Here is a 1,926-nt window from a genome sequence, read left to right as displayed (position 1 = left end):
CCCATTTTCCGCAGCTAGAAAGTGAAGAATACAGCTTCTAGCTGCGGTTTTGTTGATAGTCCAGTGACTATTGCCTGTGTGGTAGTTTTGCCCTGTTGGCTTTGGCGAGCACCTGCTTTGCCTCCCTGGTTGTGAGGAACTTGCGCTTGGGCTCGGGGAGGCCAAGAGCATCCGCGAGAGCATCCGACTCGTCCGTCCTGTGGTCGAAGACCCACCAGTTGGAATCGAAGTTGGTGGCCGACATGCCCGCCATCTCGTCTCTGATCCGGGCGGCAGGGATGCCCGTCCGGCACTGCAGGATCCGAAGTATCGCAAGGGCCACGAAGCAGGTGAGGAAGTGGGCCTCCATGTGGGCGTCCTTCCATACGTATATGGGCCTGGCCCTAAGCTCTGGCTTGGTGATCTCGAAGGATTGCTCTATCCTCCAGAGCTCGCGGCAGGCATCGAGCACCTTCTCGTCCGCCCAGCCGCACTCGCCCGTGACGACGAGGCAGTAGCCGTCCAGGGCCCCTGCCTCTGCCATGGCTTCCTCGTTGAGAGAGAGCCTGTGGGTGGAGACGATCTCCCCGGTCTCCCTGTCGAAGTGGAGGTTCCTCACGTACTTGGCGGCCCCGTGGGCCTCGTGGGCGCTGAAGGCAGCAGGGTTCTCGATGAGTCCCCTTGCCCGCTCTATCACCTTGGCCCTGTCGTGCCGGGCCCGCTCCTCGTACTTCCTCGACCAGAAGCCGACGTACCTCACGGGCATCTCGACGTCCCTGGCATGTCCGTCCCCTGCGTCCTCGGCCTTTATGTGGCAGGTCTTGAAGCCCTGCTTGCCCTTGATCTTGAAGTCTTCTCCCACATGACGGAAGCCGCGCTCGTCCAGGAGCCACTTCTTGAGCGCCCTGTCCGACTTGGTGCCGCGGGCCGACTGGGAGAAGACGAAGCCATCTCCTCTGGCCACGGCCGCCGCTATGTCGCCAGAGCAGCTGAGGCCTTTGTCAGCCACGGCTATGACCCGCCCTATCCCGTAGTCGCGCTTGAGGTCCGAGAGCACCGGGATCATGGTCTGGGCGTCCGGGGTGTTTCCCGCGAGCTTCCTGTGGCAGATGGGGATGCCCCGCTCGTCCTGCAAGGGCCCCATCTGCACGATCGGGCCCTTCCCCATCTCCTTGGGGACCCCCCTCCCCCTGGGCCCGTCCTGGGCGTCGCTTTCGAAGCAGTAGTTGGTGACGTCGTGGTAGACGCAGGACATGTCACGCATGTTCGCCTCGGCGACCCTCTTGTTCATGGAGGAGACGACCTTGTCCTTGGCCCTCGCGAGCTCGCCCAGGGCCCTATGGAGGTCATCGCCCGTGAAGTCGCTCCTGAAGAAGCGCCTCTCCCTGCTGTCCCAGGCCGCATGCTTGGATCCCGGCTCTGCGATGCGCTCCGCGACCAAGAGCCTCATGACGGCGTTGAGGTCGTAGCCGATCCCCCTTCCCCTTACGTGGTTGCGCAGGGTGCCTTCGATCCCCAAGGCGGCGTAGACGGCAAGGGCGATGGCGCACCCCAGGTTCTTCCTGCCGCACTCCCTCTTGTCGATCTTCTCTAAGGGGTGGATCTCGAAGGGGACGGCCTGCCCCCCTCCTCCTTCTCGCGCGTCATCTCGAGGGCGACGGACCTGCCCCAGGACACGGGGTCTGCGTGCTCGCGCTCGAGCTCGTCGACGTATCCCAAGGGCCTCACCTGGCGCTGCCTGGTCTTTCTGCCCACCCGATAGCTCTCGCACGCGGCGAGCTTTACCCGTCCGTTCTTCTGGGGGGTCTGCTTCAGGAGCATCTTGTGGTCCTCACTCGAGACGACTGCTGCATATTGTACAACATACAGCACAATACAGTGCTCAGAAACATCATCAAACTTGACAAAAATAAAACCCGCTTGGGCTGGTCAGGACACGTATCTGAT

The 1,926-nt window shown here is 62.4% G+C and carries 2 protein-coding genes; both read right to left on the bottom strand.

All coding sequences use genetic code 11. The features are described 5' to 3' along the window. Positions 1 to 67: 67 nt before the first annotated feature. Positions 68 to 1,498, bottom strand: coding sequence for an IS1634 family transposase (locus E0E00_RS14175; protein WP_165443738.1), 1,431 nt, complete (start codon positions 1,496 to 1,498; stop codon positions 68 to 70). A gap of 71 nt (positions 1,499 to 1,569) precedes the next feature. Next, a complete protein-coding gene (locus tag E0E00_RS14530) occupies positions 1,570 to 1,800 on the bottom strand; it encodes a hypothetical protein (protein ID WP_165443737.1) in 231 nt (76 codons plus the stop codon). Positions 1,801 to 1,926: the final 126 nt, after the last annotated feature.

This window comes from Olsenella sp. Marseille-P4559, from assembly GCF_900605015.1.
Taxonomy (GTDB): domain Bacteria; phylum Actinomycetota; class Coriobacteriia; order Coriobacteriales; family Atopobiaceae; genus Tractidigestivibacter.
Note: the sequence above shows the minus strand (reverse complement) of the source record. Positions and strands in the feature narration are given on the sequence as shown.

Bases quoted from the DNA above. Each gene is read 5' to 3' on its own strand.
- E0E00_RS14530 (WP_165443737.1), bottom strand. From the start codon at position 1,800: ATGCTCCTGAAGCAGACCCCCCAGAAGAACGGACGGGTAAAGCTCGCC.